The 18,188-nt window shown below is 37.1% G+C and carries 21 protein-coding genes; 11 read left to right on the forward strand and 10 right to left on the reverse strand.

What is annotated here, in order from left to right:
- Positions 1 to 23: 23 nt before the first annotated feature.
- Positions 24 to 593, reverse strand: coding sequence for a DUF3611 family protein (locus tag FJR38_RS15605; RefSeq protein ID WP_168538036.1), 570 nt, complete (start codon positions 591 to 593; stop codon positions 24 to 26).
- A gap of 116 nt (positions 594 to 709) precedes the next feature.
- Between FJR38_RS15605 and FJR38_RS15610 the strand changes: the two genes are divergently transcribed.
- On the forward strand, positions 710 to 1,243 hold the full coding sequence (locus FJR38_RS15610) for a cofactor assembly of complex C subunit B (protein WP_168496565.1): 534 nt from the start codon (positions 710 to 712) through the stop codon (positions 1,241 to 1,243).
- A 406-nt stretch (positions 1,244 to 1,649) separates the two neighbouring features.
- Here the strand turns inward: FJR38_RS15610 and FJR38_RS15615 are convergent, their stop codons facing one another.
- A complete protein-coding gene (locus FJR38_RS15615) occupies positions 1,650 to 1,967 on the reverse strand; it encodes a DUF3155 domain-containing protein (RefSeq protein ID WP_168496567.1) in 318 nt (105 codons plus the stop codon).
- Between the two features lie 265 nt (positions 1,968 to 2,232).
- Here FJR38_RS15615 and FJR38_RS15620 point away from each other — a divergent pair, with 265 nt between their 5' ends.
- Positions 2,233 to 3,579 carry an ATP-binding protein gene (locus FJR38_RS15620; protein ID WP_168538038.1) on the forward strand — a complete coding sequence of 449 codons (1,347 nt, stop codon included), beginning with the start codon at positions 2,233 to 2,235 and terminating at the stop codon, positions 3,577 to 3,579.
- 22 nt (positions 3,580 to 3,601) lie between these two features.
- Here FJR38_RS15620 and FJR38_RS15625 read toward each other — a convergent pair whose 3' ends face one another.
- From FJR38_RS15625 to FJR38_RS15640, 4 genes are all read right to left on the reverse strand, one after another.
- Positions 3,602 to 4,843: an S-layer homology domain-containing protein gene (locus FJR38_RS15625; protein WP_254449480.1), complete on the reverse strand. Its 1,242-nt coding sequence runs from the start codon at positions 4,841 to 4,843 to the stop codon at positions 3,602 to 3,604.
- A gap of 349 nt (positions 4,844 to 5,192) precedes the next feature.
- Entirely contained in the window at positions 5,193 to 5,888 is a 696-nt protein-coding gene (locus tag FJR38_RS15630) for a conjugal transfer protein TrbI (protein ID WP_168496571.1), read from the reverse strand.
- A gap of 153 nt (positions 5,889 to 6,041) precedes the next feature.
- On the reverse strand, positions 6,042 to 6,452 hold the full coding sequence (locus FJR38_RS15635; protein WP_168538040.1) for a type II toxin-antitoxin system VapC family toxin: 411 nt from the start codon (positions 6,450 to 6,452) through the stop codon (positions 6,042 to 6,044).
- A 2-nt stretch (positions 6,453 to 6,454) separates the two neighbouring features.
- Positions 6,455 to 6,685, reverse strand: coding sequence for a type II toxin-antitoxin system Phd/YefM family antitoxin (locus tag FJR38_RS15640; protein WP_168538041.1), 231 nt, complete (start codon positions 6,683 to 6,685; stop codon positions 6,455 to 6,457).
- A 296-nt stretch (positions 6,686 to 6,981) separates the two neighbouring features.
- Here FJR38_RS15640 and FJR38_RS15645 point away from each other — a divergent pair, with 296 nt between their 5' ends.
- The 4 genes from FJR38_RS15645 (at position 6,982) to FJR38_RS15660 (ending at position 8,034) form a co-directional block, all read left to right on the forward strand.
- Entirely contained in the window at positions 6,982 to 7,176 is a 195-nt protein-coding gene (locus FJR38_RS15645; protein WP_254449481.1) for a hypothetical protein, read from the forward strand.
- On the forward strand, positions 7,173 to 7,325 hold the full coding sequence (locus FJR38_RS15650) for a type II toxin-antitoxin system VapB family antitoxin (RefSeq protein WP_254449482.1): 153 nt from the start codon (positions 7,173 to 7,175) through the stop codon (positions 7,323 to 7,325). The genes FJR38_RS15645 and FJR38_RS15650 overlap by 4 nt, the downstream gene beginning before the upstream one ends.
- 192 nt (positions 7,326 to 7,517) lie before the next feature.
- Complete coding sequence (locus FJR38_RS15655; RefSeq protein ID WP_168538042.1) at positions 7,518 to 7,778, forward strand: hypothetical protein; 261 nt, start codon at positions 7,518 to 7,520, stop codon at positions 7,776 to 7,778.
- On the forward strand, positions 7,765 to 8,034 hold the full coding sequence (locus FJR38_RS15660) for a type II toxin-antitoxin system mRNA interferase toxin, RelE/StbE family (protein WP_168538043.1): 270 nt from the start codon (positions 7,765 to 7,767) through the stop codon (positions 8,032 to 8,034). Before FJR38_RS15655 ends, FJR38_RS15660 begins: the two co-directional genes overlap by 14 nt.
- An 81-nt stretch (positions 8,035 to 8,115) precedes the next feature.
- Here the strand turns inward: FJR38_RS15660 and FJR38_RS15665 are convergent, their stop codons facing one another.
- A complete protein-coding gene (locus FJR38_RS15665) occupies positions 8,116 to 8,487 on the reverse strand; it encodes a restriction endonuclease subunit S (protein WP_217360026.1) in 372 nt (123 codons plus the stop codon).
- Between the two features lie 93 nt (positions 8,488 to 8,580).
- On the opposite strand from FJR38_RS15665, the gene sbcC reads away from it, so the two are divergent.
- Together sbcC and FJR38_RS15675 are read left to right on the forward strand one after the other, a co-directional pair.
- Positions 8,581 to 11,607, forward strand: a complete 3,027-nt coding sequence (gene sbcC / locus FJR38_RS15670) for an exonuclease subunit SbcC (RefSeq protein ID WP_168538044.1) — start codon at positions 8,581 to 8,583, stop codon at positions 11,605 to 11,607.
- Positions 11,608 to 12,005: 398 nt separating this feature from the next.
- Positions 12,006 to 12,524 carry a hypothetical protein gene (locus FJR38_RS15675; RefSeq protein WP_168496580.1) on the forward strand — a complete coding sequence of 173 codons (519 nt, stop codon included), beginning with the start codon at positions 12,006 to 12,008 and terminating at the stop codon, positions 12,522 to 12,524.
- 240 nt (positions 12,525 to 12,764) lie between these two features.
- Here FJR38_RS15675 and FJR38_RS15680 read toward each other — a convergent pair whose 3' ends face one another.
- Complete coding sequence (locus FJR38_RS15680) at positions 12,765 to 12,953, reverse strand: hypothetical protein (protein ID WP_168496582.1); 189 nt, start codon at positions 12,951 to 12,953, stop codon at positions 12,765 to 12,767.
- A gap of 397 nt (positions 12,954 to 13,350) precedes the next feature.
- Here FJR38_RS15680 and FJR38_RS15685 point away from each other — a divergent pair, with 397 nt between their 5' ends.
- Positions 13,351 to 14,031: an HAD family hydrolase gene (locus FJR38_RS15685; RefSeq protein ID WP_168496583.1), complete on the forward strand. Its 681-nt coding sequence runs from the start codon at positions 13,351 to 13,353 to the stop codon at positions 14,029 to 14,031.
- Between the two features lie 49 nt (positions 14,032 to 14,080).
- Here the strand turns inward: FJR38_RS15685 and FJR38_RS15690 are convergent, their stop codons facing one another.
- Positions 14,081 to 14,701, reverse strand: a complete 621-nt coding sequence (locus tag FJR38_RS15690) for a CPP1-like family protein (protein ID WP_168496586.1) — start codon at positions 14,699 to 14,701, stop codon at positions 14,081 to 14,083.
- A gap of 916 nt (positions 14,702 to 15,617) precedes the next feature.
- On the opposite strand from FJR38_RS15690, the gene FJR38_RS15695 reads away from it, so the two are divergent.
- Positions 15,618 to 16,316, forward strand: coding sequence for a response regulator transcription factor (locus tag FJR38_RS15695; RefSeq protein ID WP_168496588.1), 699 nt, complete (start codon positions 15,618 to 15,620; stop codon positions 16,314 to 16,316).
- 273 nt (positions 16,317 to 16,589) lie between these two features.
- Here the strand turns inward: FJR38_RS15695 and FJR38_RS15700 are convergent, their stop codons facing one another.
- The gene (locus FJR38_RS15700; RefSeq protein WP_168538045.1) at positions 16,590 to 16,784 is read right to left on the reverse strand and encodes a DUF2811 domain-containing protein; all 195 of its coding nucleotides are present in this window, start codon (positions 16,782 to 16,784) and stop codon (positions 16,590 to 16,592) included.
- 697 nt (positions 16,785 to 17,481) lie between these two features.
- Between FJR38_RS15700 and FJR38_RS15705 the strand changes: the two genes are divergently transcribed.
- On the forward strand, positions 17,482 to 18,188 hold a 707-nt coding region (locus FJR38_RS15705), incomplete at its 3' end, for a TerC family protein (RefSeq protein ID WP_168538047.1).

Raw genomic sequence — 18,188 nt, forward strand, 5'->3', positions numbered from 1 at the left:
TAGCAATTCTACCTTTTACCAAACTATTTAGTAATGCGATTCAGCAGAAATAGTGAAGCTATAAGTCCAGAAAAGTGGGCTGAGATAGTGTTTATATTCGCTTGGACTACAAACATATCTAAACCGCTAATAAACGGTTGGTTGCCTTGAGTACCGAATAAAAACTGGGTTTGGGTAATCGCTCTGGCTGCTAAACTACCAACTATGGCCTGCGCCCCCAATAGTGTAAGGAGAATTCCTCCTAAATTTACCCATATTCCTAAACGTAATACTTGTACAGTCTCGCTTTTGCGAGGACGATTATTAGGATTGCTAGATTGGAGGTCTTTGGAAATTCTGGTGTACCGGAAAGCCAAATAAATGCCCACACCCAAGGTAATTAATCCGCAAATTGCTAAGAAAAGGCCAAATCCTGTTCCCGGATTGTTCGCTGGGCTTCCTGGTCTTTGACTAGAAATAGCATATAGCAGTAAAATTACCCCAGAAACCACACCTAATACTAACTGAATCCAGAAACTAATCCAACCTGCTAGGCGAAATTTTTGGGCTATAAATCTAAGATTAGATGATGGGGTTTCGGAGTTTTGTGACATATAAAAATTAAATGTTAAAGATTAAAAAATAACTTCTGTCTGTTGTCTGTTACCTGATTCCAGAATAATTGATAATGGTTTAAGTCTACTAAAAATTTCAGACGTAAAAATTCGTTATGGATTCTACTGTTTCGCAATCTACTTTCCTGTTAACTTTGCTGTTATCAGTTGGTTTGTTTTTCTTTATCCGCGCTTCAACTAAAGATCGTATAGAAGTAATGCGACTGGTTTCAGAGCAGGGTGAGGAAACGTTAATGAGTTCATTAAAGGAATATTTTCGCTCTCGTGCTTATCGAGTATTAGCAGTAGATTCGACTAAAAATCAAGTCACTTTTGAGGGATTTGTCAGACCTAGCTGGTTTTTAACTGTTTTTTTGACTCTATTAGCAGCGGTGGGTTTAGGTTGTCTAGCATTGGTTTTATCAATGCTTTTTCCTGATTTTGGACAGTTTTTTCTGTTATTAATCCTGTTTGCGCCTTTAAGTGGTCTGTTGTACTGGAAGAAGTCTGGAAGACTTGAGAAGGTGTCACTAAAGATGGAAAATATCCGCAGTGGACAAAACTTCTCAAGTACAATTACTGTTACTGCCCATAGAGATGAACTTGCTGAGTTACAAAGGGCATTACAGCTAAAGACGCTTGACACTTGATTGATTGTTGGGGATGAAAACCATCACTATCTACATTAATCTAGACTTCTGACTAAACTTTTGAGCAAATAGGCAGTAGGGAGAAAGGAAAAATTTAATTTGGTTGACAGAGCTTGCTAGTAGTCCAAGTTAGTGAGAGCATGAATTCATGCTGCGTTTTTGGATTCTCCTAGCTCTGTCACTATTCTCTGCGAGATAAGCTGATAATGAATTGACTCATATAACCAAATTAGGTTTATGAGAAATTGATTATGCGTTGACTTGAGAGAAGTTGTTTAAACCCTACTGGCAGATTCAACCACAAAATTAAAAAAAATGGAATTTTTGAATAAACAGGTCAAAATGGCCAGTTAATTATTGTCAGAGTCAGAAGTAACAGTTAAGAGATATGATGGTCATTTGTTGTTTATCTACTAGCCATAGCCACAGCTTCTTGTGCTGTAGACGGTTCTAGAACCTTGAGGCTAGGAAACAAGAAATGATTCTCTTCTACGTATTGAGCGCCAAACAGACCTTTTTCCGCCCAGAAATAACGGTCTGTTGTATGTTCATTACGCTTTACTAGTAGCAGCGCGGGTGGCAAAATACCTTCAGCTTGAATGAATTTTCTTGCTGCTGTCACAGGTTTATCTTCGCCACTTTCAATGCTGTACTGAGGAATATGTTCAAGTATCCGTCGTCCTTCTTGTCTGCGACGACTCTTCCGCTTACGTCTCCTTGCCAACCTATTGTCCTCCTGTTTCAAGCTATAGATTGTAGTTTTGGCTACAAAATCCGTCGTCATTATATAAGTTCTATCTTAAAAAATCAATGGGTTTTAATGTTTTGATACAACTGAGGGAAAAACAATTAAAAATTAAGAATTAAAAATTAAAAAATTTCTGCTTCTGTATCTCTTGCCTTCCTTTTGCCTCTTAACCCATTCCCAGATTACACTAGATAGCTAATAACCTTTCTCATGTTTTCTGACCTTCTAGATTCCTGAACTCATGCTAATGTCTGCTAGTTCTGATTTTCTTGCTCTATGTCGAGAGCAAATAGCCCTGCTAACCCAAGGAATGGGAGCGTCTTTTAGTGTAGTTTATTTAACACAAGAATTGGTGGAAAAACCCACAGGTGATGCCCGACTGATTCCGGTAATGGTGTATCCAGAAACGATGGTATTAACCCATGGTGATGAATATGGTGAAACACAGGACGGTTATTCCATAGGGATTGCTAATGTTTTGGCGTTACCAAATCAACAAAGAAGGTTGTTAAAACCAACTTCCGTATCTTCGCATCCATCACCGGAATCCGATGCAACTGGAAAACAAAGTTTACAAGATGAATATTTACTCAGCAATAACCAAATTGTTTTACCGCTGATTTATGAGGGTGTAATGATGGGGTTATTGGTGACTGCAAGGGACGACAGGGAGTGGAATGAACGGGAAGAGGGGGACATTGAACGGATTGCTAAAACTTTAGCGATCGCTTGCATTTTAGACCAACGTCAGGCATGGTTGCAACACCAACTGCAACAAGAACAAATTCTGCAAGAGGAACAACGGGATTTATTAGATAATCTTTTGCACCAATTTCGTAACCCTTTAACTGCTATCCGCACCTTTGGTAAATTACTATTTAAGCGAATGCGTCCTGCTGATACTAATCGTGAAGTAGCTACTAGTATAGTCCGGGAGAGCGATCGCTTACAAGAATTATTACAACAGTTTGATCAGGTCATTGACTTAAATACAGCAGATTTAGCACCCCGTCCCCTACCAGAGTCTCAGGTAGTTATGAATGAGAATGTGCAGAAGCCAGCTAAACCTGCGTTATTATTACCCGGAACAGGAGAAAAGTTAAGTGATTGTTCCCTTGCCGATTTATTAGCGCCTTTGTTAATATCGGCTCAAGCGATCGCTCAAGAACGAAATTTACAATTAATTACGGAAATTTCCCACCATTTACCTTTAGTTAAAGTGAATGAAAAGGCTTTACGGGAAGTATTGAGTAATATTATAGATAATGCTTTGAAATATACTCCCGCAGGTGGGAAAATTTTAGTCCAATGTGGGCAAAAAAAAGGTAACTTTCAAGGAATTGCTATTAGTGATACTGGTCCTGGTATTCCCCCAGCAGACTTAGAACATCTAGGAGAAAGACATTACCGAGGCGTACAAGCACAAACAGAAATTCCTGGGACTGGTTTAGGAATATCCATTGCTAAACAGTTAATAGCAGAAATGCAGGGAAACATAGAGGCTTTTAGTCCGGCAATTAACTCAGTTATCACCTTACCTCATACCCCAGGAACTACGTTTATAATTTGGCTATTGACTGTTGATTAAGTGATAGTTAATTTATCACTTATTACCTAACTGTAATGGGCAAATCTTGATTCATTGTCAATTGCAAATCTGTATTAGGTTCAATAGCAATTAAATCAACACTACTTTTCCCAAAGAATAAACCAATTAATGCCCCAATTCCTGCACCGCCTAAAACTTCTTCTGTCGCAATAGCTCTATCTCCTGTCACCGCAGAGACGGCTGCGGCTGCGGCTGCACCAAGGGCAGTATTTTTGATAATTGTACTTGTGCTAGTTCCTTTTCTAACAGTTTCAGTTTTAGTAATTACATTAGAAGTAGCACTTATTTGATATTCTTGACCAGATGTTAAAATCAATTTTTGAGCGACAAATTGAGAACCATTTTGAGCCGGTTTCAGTTCACCAACAATTTGACTACCAGCAGGAATTATCACTGTACCATTTTGAGTAATGATATTTTGAGATGTCATTAAAGTTAAAGGCGCTGTTTCATCTTTTGTCACCAAGATTTTTTCAGCTTTTTCATACTTAACAGGAATTGTAGTTCCTTGGGGTATGGTAACAGATGTTGGTTGTGTGGGAGTAGTTTGTAAAGCCACAATATAGGGAGAATTTATAGCGGAAGCTTGGTTAGAACTAACTAATGCTTGATAAATAAAAGCTGCTACTTGCGCTCTTGTTGCGTTGGTAGTTGGGTTGAGGAAATTGACATTAGGATAGTTGACAACCATGCGTCTTTCCACAGCGGCTGCTATAGGACTACGGGCATAGTCAGCAATATTAGAAGCGTCATTAAAAGTTTGGAGAATGCTATTAATATTGGCACTAGGAGAATAGTTTAAACCATTCGCAAGAGAAACTAAAACTTGTTGACGGGGAATTGCTTGATTAGGTTCAAAACGATTGCCAGGATAGCCAGAGAGGAAACCAGTAACATAAGATTGTTGAATAGCATTATATGCCCAAAAATTGGTAGCTACATCATTAAATCTGATGCCTTGTCGTTGGGCTGATTTATTGAAGGCTTTATTCAACATAGCCGCAAATTGAGCGCGGGTTACTGCTTCTTCAGGACGGAAACTACCATCAGGAAAACCAGCAATAATTTCCCGTCTTGATAATTCTTGAATAAATTGAGATGCCCAATAGTTAGATTGCACATCATTGAAAGAGGTTTGTGCAGAAGCTGGAGTAGTGATAACAAAAGGAATAACAGCCGTAGATGTAATACTCAAAGCCATTACTAATGCTGTTTTCGATTGCCAATTTTTGAAAGTAACCATTTATTCTATTCCTCTAAATTTATTTTTTTGTGGTTAATAATACAGACAATCGTAAAAATAGATAGTTCCCATTATTTTCGATGTTAGCAGTAGTTAATTAACGTTTTGTCTAGAAAGACTATGTATAATCTAATATAGCATTTTTTATTGATTTCTGTATACCTCTAGAGGTTGAAGTAGCCAATTTTGGTGACAGACTTGAAAAAGTAAGCAATAAAAAAATTCCCCAGATAGTTATTTTAAGCTCTAGTGGACAATAAATGCACAAAAATAAAGCGATCGCTCACCATGATTTATGTAAGCATCGCTTTATTCAGATCATTAAATTCACACTTAACAGCAATTAAGTTTATTGACGATTTATAACTAAATTGGAAGTGAGAGTAATCGCTAAATCTGTATCTGGTCTGAGAACAAAAACATCAGATTTTTCTTTCCTTAGTAATACACTTGCCAAAGCCCCGGCTGCTGCACCACCAACAGGTTCTAAAACTTCAATTTTCTTATTACCTGTCAGCAAGGAAATCACAGTAGCTGCACCCGCACCAATAGCAGCATCAGTTAATATTTTTCCAGTGCTTGCTCCCTCACTAATTGTTTCTGTTTGGGTGATTGTTTGGGAGTTAGCAAAAATCTGTTGTCGTTGTCCAGAAGGAAAGATTAATTCTCTAGCTACAAAGCGGACACCTTGATTAGTTTCAGTATCCCTATCTCTGGAATAAGTGCTATTTAAGTTAACTGGTTGTAATTCACCGATCACTTCAGTATTTATAGGGATTAAAATATTTCTGTTGCTATCAGTAATATTATCCGCTATTCTCAGAGTTAGGGGTAATGTTTCACCAGGTTTAACAATAACTTTCTCTTTTTCGTAAGTAACAGGTAAAGTCGCACCAGAGCGAATACTAATTGTTCGAGATTGATTCAGATTGTATCCTTGAGCAAGAGCCGGAGCAAAGGATACTAAAGGGATAGCTGCACCTGTTGTAATGGCTATGGCCATGAGTGCAGCAGTGCTAGATTGCCAACGGATAGGATGACTCATCGTAGGGCTGCCATAATAATATGTGATATGTAGGATGACGTGGATTAACTGGGATAGTTTCTGGGGAAATATTACTCATATAGCCATGGACAGGGTAGTTAGAACATCACTTGATAATGAAACTGACTCTTGTAGAGATGTTCTGTCAGATTTTCAATTGCTTTTAAGCCAGTTTTCAACTTTCAAATTAGGGACACGGGAAAATTCACGGACATTGTTTGTAATTACAGTTAGATTCAAACTTATTGCATGGGCAGCAATTAATAAATCATTACCGCCGATTGGTGTTCCTTGTTGTTCTAAATAAGTACGTATTTCTGCGTAATATTCCTCAATAGGATGAGTAAGAGGTAGTATTTCTATGCTATCCAAAATTAATTCTAGTTTTTCTATCAATTTTGGGGAATTCTTCTTTCTCGCTCCAAATATTGACTCACAAGCTACAATAATACTTGTACAAATTTTATCTTCTCCTACTTCTTGAATTTTGGAAAATATTACACCTCTGGGATTTTTGATCAGTTCAGAAAGGATGTTTGTATCTAATAAATATAAATAACTCATGGTTAAAACTCGATATTATCTAGGGGTAATAGTCCTGCATCTATATCTGCAAAATCTTCGTCTAGTGGTTCAAGGGTAGAAAGTGTTTGCAGAAGGGATTTTTTCTTAATAGGACAAATGATAGCCAAGGGAATACCATTTTCTGTAATGGTTAGGGGTTCACCTGTTTTTTTAGCTTGGTTAATTAAGGTTTGCAGGGTTTGGGGGAGTTCCGAAAGAGTAATTTGTGTCATGGTGGTTTCTGGGGTGAGGGGATGATGTATATATATTGTATGAGAGAAAGTAAATATTAAGTATGGTGTATGCTGTGCAAATATTTGGAAGTTTGAGATGCAAGAATTAACCGTAACGCCCCACATTTATCACCAGCAATTTTGACAACAAAAATAGAATATTATACAATATAGTTGTACAACTTCTTGAAATACTCATAATCAAGAGAAAGAATTATAGCATTTTCTAGTCTAACGAGGTACAAATTTATCTGCGTTCATCTGCGGTTAATTCTTTCTTCTTGTACCTCACTTGAATGGGAATTGGTATATCTGATTATTTTCCTGTTTTCAGTCCTGATTTTAAAGCAGATTTGGCTTGGTGGTATAATCATAACCGGAACAAAGGGGATAAAATATTAGATTTAGTAGCAGATATTCTTGATGGTCAATCTTTTATAGGCTTAGATAAACCTGAAATTTTATTGAACATAACGGAGAAAAAACAATGACCATTATCACAATAGATGATGAACTAATTAATGAAATTATCGCAGTTAGTCACTATGAAAATGCACAGGAAGCAGTCATTAAAATATTATCCAATTACTTGCAGCAACAAAAAAAGAACTGCCCTTATTTGAGAGATTACGTTTTATAGATGATGAATCTGCCGAAGATGATATCGCTTCATTGTTTGAACGTGATAAAGACACAGGTAGGAATTTTGAACTATGACTTATCTAATTGATACCTGTGTAATGTCTGAGTTTTTTAAAGTTATCAATCCTTACAGTCTTGATTGAATTTCAATAATTAAAATCATGTCCATTAACTAACTAGGTACTTTATTATGATTAAAGATGACATCATTAACGAATTACAATATATTCCTGAATCTAAACTACAAGCATTATATGAGTTAATTCACTACTTTAGACTAGGAATTAACAGCGAGATAGTGCCAGAATCTAGTGAAGATGAAGATATAAAAATAGATAAAGATCAATGTTTAAGAACTTTACAAAAAATAAAACAGGGCGATTTATCCAGCTTTACTGAGATTGGCGATATAAAAACATATATTCAAGATTTAAAAGATGAAATTAGTTAAAGATGATGACTATACGCGGAAAGAACGCAAATTTTTTAAACAACGTCCTCATTTAGCTGATAAATATGGAAAAGTATTAGAAAAGCTAAAAATCGATCCTTTCGATCCTTCGCTAAAAACACATAAATTAAAAGGTGAACTCAGTGAATTTTATTCATGTAGTCTCACTTATGAATATCGGATTATTTGTGTATTTTTAATACAAGATGAAACAATTATTTTAGTTAATATTGGTAGCCACGATGAAGTTTATTAACCCATAGTTATTTTCATCTTGTAAATCCTTAAATCCTGGATATCCTGATATGGCTTGCGCCACGCTACGCTATCAGACAAACTACACCGTTAACAGTTGTTTGACAGCAGCGTTGATGATTTTTTCGCTCTCTGTTTGAGTTTGTGTTAGTTTGGTTTCTAGTTCATCACATAGTTTCATTAATTTATCTACTTTGGAAACAATGCGTTTTTGTTCTTCAAATGGGGGAAGTGAAACTAAAATTTTGTTTAGTTTCTCTTGGTTAATTTTGGGCATAGCTACACGAGTGTCATTTTTAACAGCAATATTTAAAAATGTTCGAGAAAGCATATAAATAACCAAATAGACATCTCCGACAAAAATTGTAGAGCCGAAAATCCCTGGTTTAAACCACGCATATTTAATTTTCACTCCTATGTCTATTGTAAATTTTTGTAAAATTGATGTCTTCAAGACTAGAAACCTGCTTACTAGATAGCTAAACTAAAAATCAAGTGCATCTGTACTGTTAACAATCAAAATTGTAAATGTGGCACTATAGCCTGAATGATCCCAGTTCAACTTATCATTAAAAACTTTCTTAGTTACCGTGATGCAGCTTTAGATTTTAGCGGCTTGCATACGGCGTGTATTTGTGGTTCTAATGGTGCGGGAAAATCTTCTCTTTTAGAAGCTATCACTTGGGCAATTTGGGGTGAAAGCCGCGCTACTATTGAAGATGATGTGATTCATTCTGGTGCGAAAGAAGTCCGAATTGATTTCACTTTCCAAAGTGGTCAGCAAACTTATCGGGTAATTCGCAACCGGGTGAGAGGTGGAACTAGCATTTTGGAATTTCAAATTGAAACTCCTGCTGGGTTTCGTCCGTTAACTGGAAAGGGGTTAAAAGCCACCCAGGATGTCATTCTCGAACATATCAAGCTAGATTATGAGACTTTTATTAATTCGGCTTACTTACGTCAAGGGAAAGCCGATGAATTTATGCTCAAACGTCCCGCTGAACGCAAGGAAATTTTAGCGGAGTTGTTAAAACTAAATCAGTATGATGAGTTGGAAGAACGCGCAAAGGATAATTCTAAAATTTATCGAATTAGAGGAGAAGATTTAGAAAACTCTTTAGAAAATATCAAAATTCAACTCCAACAACGGGAAGCAACGGAAAGCCGACGCGCTGAGTTGGAAGCACAACTGAATGATTTACAACAGGTGCAAGCTTTTGAGAAGATTCAATTACAAAGTTTGCAAGTTATCCAACATCAACGGCAAAATTGGGAACAACAATTAAATTTTGTACGGCAACGATATGATCATCTTAGTCAAGATAGCGATCGCTTGCAACAAGAACGATTATCTGTAAAATCCCAATTAACAGATTTAGAAAAGATTATCAATCAACAAACTGATATCCAAGCTGGTTATACTCAATATCAAAATCTGCAATCCCAAGAAGAAATCTTTGCAGCTAAGTTTGAACAACATACCCGCGCTACAAATTTAAAACAACAAAAACAACAACAGCTATATAAACAAACTCAAGATTTAGAACGCCAATTTCAACAAGCAGAAGCTCAATTAGCAGCTTTAGAACAGCAAGAACAAGAAATTGCCCAAACTTTAAGTAAATCTGGAGATATAGAAACAGCTTTATTACAATTAAATAACGCTCGTCAGCATTTGACAAATTTAGATCAATTGCAAATGCAAGTAACTCCATTATTACAACAAAGAGCAAGTTTGCAAAATCAATTAGATCGCACTCATGCAAGTTTAGTAGCGCGATTGGAACAAATGCAAGCAACAGAAAAGCAACTACAAAATCAACATCATCGTCAACCTAAATTACAACAAGCAGTCATCGAAGTAGGAACACAAATTGAAGAATTAGAAAAAAAGCGCGTTTATCTGCAAAGAGTCCAGGAAAAAGGACAGGAAAGACGACATTTTATTGAACGTTTGCAAGCTCACCAAAGAGATTATGAAAGGTTGTTGGGAGAACTAGAACAAAAATTGCAAATGTTACAAAATCCCGATGCAACTTGTCCTTTATGTGAACGTCCTTTAGATGAACATCATTGGAGTAAAGTTGTTGAAAAAACCCAATTAGAATATCAAGATACCCAAGGACAATTTTGGGTAGTACGGGAACAAATGGCGGTTTCAGATCGGGAAATTCAGGTACTCAGACAAGAATATCGGGAAATATCCCAAAAGTTATCTGGTTATGATTCCTTGCGAGAACAAAGAGGACAATTAGCAGCACAGCTACAAGCTACAAGTGATGTGCAAGAACAGTTAATGCAAATTATTTCCGAAAAACAACATTTAGAAACTTGTTTAGAAACTGGTAATTATGCACCAGAAAAACAAGCGGAAATTCAAGAATTAGATCAATATATCCAACAGCTTAATTATAGCGAACAAGACCACGCTCTCGCCCGGAATGAGGTGGAAAGATGGCGCTGGGCAGAAATTAAACAAGGACAAATTAAGGATGCCTTAAAACGCCAATCACAACTAACAACTAAAAAACCAGAATTAACAGCGAATATTGCCCAATTACAATTGCAAATTCAACAGGGACAAACTGACTCTGATTGCGCTAAAGAAATCACTAATTTAGAACAGGAAATTGCCGAAATTGGTTATAGTTCAGAACAACATAATTACCTGCGTCAAGGTGTCCGTCAAGGGCAAGGTTGGCAATTACGGCATCAACAACTATTATCAGCCCAAGAACAATATCCCCAATTAAGAAATAAATGTCAAGACTTAGAAGAATCTTTGCAAAAAATCTTTAAAGAACGAGAAATATTAACTCAACAAATTGATGATATTGTTAAACAATTGTCCGATAGTGCCAACCCAACAGCCCAAATTAATATTTTAGAACAACAATTAGCAAATCGGCGACAGGAACTAGATCATAAAATATCTCAGTTGGGACAATTAAAACAAATGGCGTTGCAATTAGCAACTTTGCAAAATCAATATGAACAAGAAATACAACAATTGCAAACTTGCAAACAACAACAGCGTGTTTATCAGGAATTAGCTCAAGCTTTTGGTAAAAATGGCATTCAAGCCTTAATGATTGAAAATATTTTACCTCAACTAGAAGCAGAAGCTAATCAATTACTTTCTCGATTGAGTGCAAATCAATTTCACGTCCAATTTATCACCCAAAAGGCGGGACGTAGTGGCAAATCTAGCAAGAAAAATGCTAAATTAATAGATACATTAGATATCTTAATTGCTGACGCTAGAGGAACAAGATCCTATGAAACTTATTCCGGTGGAGAAGCTTTTAGAATTAACTTTGCCATTCGTTTAGCTTTAGCCAAATTATTAGCCCAAAGAGCCGGAGCATCATTACAATTATTAGTAGTAGATGAAGGATTTGGTACACAAGATGGGGAAGGATGCGATCGCTTAATAGCCGCAATTAACGCCATATCTTCTGATTTTGCCTGTATCCTCACTGTAACACATATGCCCCACCTCAAAGAAGCCTTTCAAGCCCGAATTGAAGTTAGTAAAAACCAGCAAGGTTCACAATTACAGTTATTAATGTAAAAGAAATTGTCAGAAATGGCTAACGCCACGCTGCGCTATCACGATGTCCAGGATTAAAGGATGAATAGGATTAAAACTGAGATTTTATCACCAACCCTTCGGCTACGCTCAGGACAAGTCACCAATTACCAATTATTTAGTTTTATTTTACCCATCTTTTTACCCATCTTTAATATTGAGCAAAATAAAATTTGCACTTTCATCTATCTAGGGAAATAGATTTTAATTTGTAGTTAATCTAAGATTAACCTATTGATAGAAAGTTTATTTTTTTTGAATAAATACTTCATTTTTAACAAAAAAATCTGATAGATTATCGGTATTGAGTTTTGCATTGTCAGTCTCACCTGAGAAAATTTCATAAACTCGATTCCCTATCATTAATTTAGTTGTTAAATATGGATATCTTGTTTGTTCACGATGAAAAAAGTAAAAACATCATCGGATGTTATGGTGATACAGAAGGAATTGCAACAGTTGTTGTCACGGTATTTTCAGATAATAGTAAGTATGAAATTATTGATTCTGTATTCCGTCGTCGTCTGGGGTTGAAGCCAACTGCTGATGATTTGCTAGGATTGGTTGATACCCATAAAGTTAAATATATTATGGGCAATAAACTCATACAAAATGTTTACAGTGGTGGAACATTAGCCAAAAACTATGAGTTTCCTGTTGATATTCAATGGGAAACCAACGATATTAATGTTGAGAAACTGCTATTTTTAACTGAATGTTATCTCAATGAAGGGAGGTTAAATTTAGCGGCTGATGTCGAAAACGTCATAGAAAAAGAATTACGGGCTTTCGATTTCCAAAAATACCGAGATTATAATCAAGCCAGTCACAGGCTATTTGCATTCTTTCATGCGATCGCTACTGCGCGTCCATCCACTCCCACTTGGGCAAAATCTTAAGAGAACATAATTAAGGGACTTCCAAAAAAAATAAAATCTCTCATCAAAAACATCTCTAATCATTTGATTGCTAAAACTCAACCAGAATCTACGGAGACAACTTGACCAATTGATCATTGGTAATTGATAATTGTCTATTGTTGAAATACCGTGAGATGATTTGAATTTTTAGCTCTGCGGTAATTGTAACGAAAAAAGACCTCTAGAACTGTTTCTAGAGGCTTGATTTTTGCTAATTAACTAAAAACCAAAGAAACCAAGAATAGGTAAGTCATAAACGAAGCTTGGGAGTATTTCGGGTAATGAATTATTAACTAGTATGGGAATAACATCAAGAAAATTATCAATAGCAGGAGCAGGAAAATTAGCACCACCTGAAGTATTTTCTTGTTCCTGAATAGATATGTTAGTAAATAGTTTGTTGTTCATAATTCGTGGTTTTTCTATGTAACAAACATTGACTGTAGCTATTAGTTTTGAAGTAATCTCAACTAATATGAATAATAGTATAGTCAGATTGGCATTAAGTTTTATTCAAAAGGAGGGAAGTTTTAAAATTTGCCTTTTGCTACTAAAATGGTGTGTTGCTTGCCATCTACAGATACAATTGCTTACTGCCAAGCACGTTAAAGATTATCAATATAATTTTGTTGAGCATCAAAAATCCAGCAAACCCTTATAGCGGTTCTCGCTTGAGTGAGATACAAGAACCCCACCCCCAACCCCCACCCCGCAAGCGAGGAAGGGGCTATGATGTATCTCATTCAAATACATACTGCTATATCTGTTATTGTTGTTAAGTTTATATGGCTAACATTATTTGCTGATGCTGAGATTAATTACTGACTTTGACGGTCCAATTATGGACGTTTCTGAACGGTACTACCGTGTTTATCAGTTATGTCTAGAGAAAACCCGATATTCTGAGCAAACAATTACAGAACTTTCTAAAGCCGAATTTTGGCAATTGAAGCGATCGCACACTCCCGAAATCGAAATTGCCTTAAAATCAGGTTTAGATCCCCAACAAGGGCAACAATTTTCCCAAATTCGTAAACAAACGGTTCACACCTTACCTTATTTCCAATATGATGCCCTGATCCCGACGGCATTAGCCGCACTCAGCCAAATTAAATCCGCCGGTGTTGATTTAGCCGTGATGACGATGCGACGGGTAAGAGAACTCGATTATGCCTTCAATCAACACAATTTAGGTGAATTTTTCCCAGAAAACCGCCGTTATTGTCTGAGTAACGACTATGTAAAAACCCGTGATGTGGAAGATAAACCTTTATTAATGACGAGAGCATTAGCGGAACTACCACCTGCGGCTGATACGTGGATGGTAGGAGACACCGAAGCCGACATTGCTGCGGCCAAAAAACATGATATTAAAATTATTGCAGTTGAGTCTGGTATCCGCGATCGCACACAATTAGCATCTTATCAACCCGACCTAATTATGCCAGATTTAAAAACCGCTGTAGCGTTTATCCTCAACCAGTAAATAGCTCAAACCAGAATGGGTAATCGGCCATCAACCAATTACCCACTACTTAACGTAAAAAACTACTTACTAACCACATTAATATAAAAGTCAACAGCGTAGAAAACTGATTAGCTGTCACGTTTATCAATGGTACTGGTAATATCAAGCCAGCAATTAAACCCCCAACAATTAAGCCAGTAATTAAACTGACTAACGTGAATAAAACTGCTCGACCAAATTTACCTTCCTTGCGATTGAGGAAGTAAACACCAACACCCACCCCAACTACCAATGCTAGTTGGAGAATTTGCTCGCCACCAGCATAAAACAAACTAATTGCACTTAAACCCAGATACCAAGCTCCTGGTAACAATACATCTGGTAATGTCGGCTGATCCAAACTCCGTTGTAACCAAGCAGGAGACTGCTGACTAAGAGTTGGACTTGCTTGGGGAGAAGATGGAACTCGCATTTCTGGAAACCGAATCCGCTCAGGTACTTTGATTTTACCTTCTTGGCGCATCCGTAGGCGCTCCATTAGAATTGCATCATAAGCCGCTTCAATTACTTCTAGGTTATTACCCTCACCACCATGTTGTTCCAACAGGCGATTCCGAGCATCCTGAATTTCATCAAAGCTTGCATCTTCTGATACCCCAAGTTTTTCGTAGGGATTTTGATCACTCATAGGAGTTTATTACTTTAGCCTTAGTAAGCGGCACTCTTTATTTTACAGAAAAACAACTTTAGATTTTATATTGCTCGAAACAAGTGGACAGGGCAACCGCATACAGAATGGTGAAATACTCCGCACACTGTCTTACAGATGAATGTGGGTTTTTGAGCTACTCCTCAACGGGGACATTGACTGAGCTTGAAAACTGAGTGTTCCCTGGTTCTTTGATTGCTCAAAGTCAGTGCTATTTAATTTCCAACCAGCAATTATGCTTACAGCATACTCCGCGAACGGTTTTGTTTGAACTTATTTCTAATATACACTGATTTGCTCTTTTCCCTCTTCTCTCACCTACAAGATTGGACAGAGGCTTCCCATCCTCCCGTATTGTCATTATAGTTGAGTATTTACCAATACCATAAACTTGTGTATATAGTAAGACTACTATACAATACTATTGTTTAGAGCTAAGGAAAGAAAAGGGGCAGGGGAGCAAACCCCATACTTAACAATCCAAATCTAAATATTGTTAGGCGGACAAAAATTCAGGCTTGTGGAGACAAGAAATAATCAGGATAATCATCCTTGTCCCCTGTAAATTTTTAATTACTGCCAAATTCAGAGGCAACAGGGAACACTTCGACCCTTTGACAAGCTCAGGGTATCGCCAGATCAGTGCATCGCGGGCAACAGGGAACAGAAAAAACTCATGTTTGAGTTAAACATGAGATGAAAATAATGACACTGTTTTTTCGCTGCTCGTCATCTTTTAACAACATCCTTTTTTTGACTGAGCTTTAAACTAGTCCAAATGAGTGTTTCTTATCTGTTCCCTGTTCCCTGTTCCCTGTTCCCTTTTTTTGTAAAAATTGCGTAAAAACGCAATCATGTTTGTTAATTCTAGGAACTTTTGTACAAAGTAATGGTCATGTCCGCTGCCAAAATTCTTGTAGTTGATGACGATCCCGCAGTTCGGAATTTAATCCAACGTTTTTTGCTTAAACAAAATTATCTAGTTGAGTCTGCCGAAGATGGTAAGACAGCTCTAATTATGTTTGAGCAATTTAACCCCGATTTGGTAATTCTGGATGTTAATTTACCGGATGTAATTGGCTTTAACCTCTGTCAAGAAATGCAAAGTCGTAGCGGCGTATTTGTGCTACTACTAACTAGCAGGACAGACGAAGCTGATAAAATTCGCGGTTTTTCTAAAGGTGCTGATGACTATCTCACTAAGCCGTTTGGGTTGGCAGAGTTAGAGGTGAGAGTAGCAGCAATTTTGAGGAGGCAGCGGGTTGTCACTGGTGCAGAACATCAACGCCTAGTCTTTGACAAGCTAACGATTGATCCTGTGCGAAGGGAAGTAATAATTAATAGTGAACCCATTCCCCTAACGGCTTTGGAATTTGACTTATTATATTTTTTAGCTAGTCATCCTGGCCGTGTTTGGCGACGTTCCGAACTGATTCAAGAGGTTTGGGACTATGAATACGTGGGGGATCAAAGGGTTGTTGATGTTCATATCGGTCAAATTCGTAAGAAAATCGAACTCGATCCTACTCAATCAGCATTAATTCAAACTGTACGTGGTGTAGGGTATAAGTTTGAATGCTCAAATCTGCCGTAACATACTCCATATCCTCGCTTATGCCTGCGACACGCTCCGTAAACTACTGAGTGTGGTTTTGTTAGCGATTTTTCTTTGAAGACATTGACTGACTTTTAAAACCGTGTGTTCCACGGTTCTTTATAAGTACCTGAGCAAAATTAATTGAACATTTGGGAAAACAATATAAGTCTCTGTATCTCTTGTCTGTCACCTGTCACTTGTTCTCTTCCCTAAATATACAATTTATTTTGCACCACTACTTATTTAGGGCTTGTATGCCATGATTTTTGGTCAATGATGAAACAATGTTTCTAAGTAAATCCGAGCAGCTTGGCGATCGCTCTCTCCATTTTGCAGCAAAAATAGTGATAAAGCTGCTGTCAAGACTCGGTTTTGATCCCAGTCAGGATGAGTTTCTAAGTAGTTATTCATTGATTCTTGTAATGTTTCGGGGATTTCGGTAAAGAGAGGGACTGTTGCGTTCATAAAATTTTCCTGTAGATCCATGAAAAAAAAGTTACTTATGTTCAGTTTTACTTAGAACCCTCTTGACTCTGCCGGGGGGGAAATTAAATTAAAGAAGTACGAGTTCAGATATAGATTCAGATGTGGAGTTCTCTAATAAAACCGGGACTCATTATTTTGCGCTCACAAGGGGTGGATTTGTCAATGCTGCGAAATGTTAAAAATTAGCAGTCAAAAATAAATCTTTACGAGGTAATCAGGCATTAGACTATATTTCTGTTACGTAACTTAATAAAAACTCAGTTATAAAAACTGTTGTCATCAAAGGTAAACAATCCCCAGTAAGTCAGCAATAACCGATTAACTCGTAAAACATCTGTGGAAAAGTATAAAATTTCCTGTGGAAAACCTGTGGAATGAATGAGGAAAAGAATAGCTAATAATAAGAATTACCAAAATGTCTTTATTCTCTGACATATCAGGCAATTAAACTGCTGAAGATTCCTAACAAGAAGAAAAGAGGGGGAAAAAGAACAACCTTTTTTAGCTACACCCTTACCCCTGCCGTTACTTGCTATAAATTGCTAGTTCCGACTGGGCTAAATGCAGGTTAAAATATACAATTGAAATAAGACTTCATGTCTATAGGGTGAGAAGCATCAATGTGGTTTCTGCAATCTCTAATCCTGTTAATTTTTAATCTGTATGAGAAATTGGAATGTTAGACCAAATATTTAATTACCTAAACTTTCATTTCAGCGTTGAAGCCTCAATAGTCCTCTTAATCTTAGTGTTTTTAGAGGCGGTGCTATCGGCTGATAATGCGATCGCTCTCGCTGCGATCGCTCAAGGACTAGAAGACAAAAAATTAGAAAATCAAGCTCTCAACATTGGTTTAGTCTTTGCTTATGTGCTAAGAATCACCCTGTTGTTAACAGCTACATGGGTACAGAAATTTTGGCAATTTGAACTACTAGGGGCTGGTTATCTTTTATGGCTAGTATTCCAACATTTTAGTTCCCAAGAAGACGCAGAAAACCACCATCACGGACCACGTTTTAAGTCACTATGGCAAGCTATACCCGTGATTGCATTTACAGACTTAGCCTTTTCCTTAGATAGTGTCACAACAGCGATCGCTGTTTCTCAAGAAACATGGCTAGTCATCACCGGTACAACCATCGGGATTGTCACCCTCCGATTCATGGCTGGATTATTTATCCGTTGGTTAGATGAATATGAAAATTTAGAAGACGCAGGTTACATCACTGTAGCCTTTGTTGGTTTGCGTCTTCTATTAAAAGTCATCAACGATGATCTAGTCCCACCAGAATGGCTCGTAATCACTGCCATTGGTATCATCTTAGCCTGGGGCTTCTCTAAACGCACCGTTGTTGAATTAGTCCCCGAAGAAAGAGAAAAAAC

Origin of the sequence: Anabaena sp. UHCC 0253 (assembly GCF_009712085.1) — a bacterium.
Classification (GTDB): Bacteria; Cyanobacteriota; Cyanobacteriia; order Cyanobacteriales; family Nostocaceae; genus Dolichospermum.